General features: G+C 72.9%; 1 protein-coding gene. It reads left to right on the plus strand.

What is annotated here, in order from left to right; all coding sequences use genetic code 11:
• The coding region (locus J8J14_RS24750; RefSeq protein ID WP_209382203.1) for a putative bifunctional diguanylate cyclase/phosphodiesterase at positions 1–1,286 on the plus strand (1,286 nt) is incomplete at both ends.

The raw sequence follows: 1,286 nt of genomic DNA on the forward strand, positions 1-1,286 counted from the left end.
CTGGCGGCGCTGCTGATGGCGGCCGCGCTGCCCGTGACCTATTTTTCCGCCTCCCATTACCGCATCCTCGGCGGGCTCGAGGCCAGCGCGCGCCTCCATGCGGCGGAGGTGGTGGAGCTGGCGCGCCGCAACCCCGCCTTCTGGGAGTTCGACGGCCTCCGGGTCTCGGGCCCACGCGGCCGCTCGGCTGAGGAGCGCCGCCGCGTTTATGCGCGCGGCGGGCACCTGGTGATGGAGGCCGCGCCCCGGGCCGAGCTGCCCTGGCCCATCGTCACCCAGCAGGCCCCGATCATCGTGGATGGCGAGGAGCTGGGCCATGTCGAGGCCGCGCTCTCGCTGCGCGGGGTGCTGGTGGTCACCCTGCTGGTCTCCCTCGCCTCCACCACCCTCGGCGTCCTCATCTTCGTGCTGCTGCGCGTGGTGCCGCTGCGCCTGCTCAACCAGGCCCTGGCGCGGGCGAGCTTCCTCGCGGCCCATGATCTCCTCACCGGCCTGCCCAATCGCGGCCTGTTCGGCGACCGGCTGCGCCAGGCCCTTGCCCGGTCACGGCGGGACGGCAAGCCCATGGCGGTGCTCTGCCTCGACCTCGACCGCTTCAAGGAGGTGAACGACACGCTGGGCCATGCCGCGGGCGACGAGCTGCTGAAGGTGGTCTCGGCCCGCCTCTCGGCCATGCTGCGGGAGAGCGACACCCTCGCGCGCCTCGGCGGGGACGAGTTCGCGGTGATCCAGCCCCAGGCAAAGCAGCCCCAGGCCGCCGCCACCCTGGCCAGCCGGCTGATCGCGGCGCTGGAGGCCCCGATCGACCTGGATGGCTACCAGGCCCGGATCGGCGTGAGCATCGGCATCGCCATGACGGACCGCGACGGCTCGGCCGATCCCGCCCAGCTGCTGCGGGATGCCGACCTGGCCCTCTACCAGGCCAAGGAGGCCGGGCGCGGCGGCTACTGCTTGTTCGTCCCCGAGATGAACCACAAGCTGCAGGAGCGGCGGGCCATGGAGGCCGATCTCCGGCGGGCCCTGGAGACGGACGGCTTCCGGCTGGTCTTCCAGCCGCAGGTGCAGCTGGACCGCGGCACGGTCACCGGCGCCGAGGCGCTGTTGCGCTGGGACCGGCCGGGAAGCGGCGCGGTGCCGCCCACCCGCTTCATCCCCGTGGCCGAGGATGCGGGGCTGATCACCCCGATCGGCAACTGGGTGCTGCGGCAGGCCTGCCGCCAGGCGATGGACTGGCCCCAGGACACCACGGTGGCGGTGAATGTCTCGCCCGTGCAGTTCCGCCAGTC

The organism is Pararoseomonas baculiformis (assembly GCF_017813395.1).
Lineage (GTDB): Bacteria > Pseudomonadota > Alphaproteobacteria > Acetobacterales > Acetobacteraceae > Roseomonas > Roseomonas baculiformis.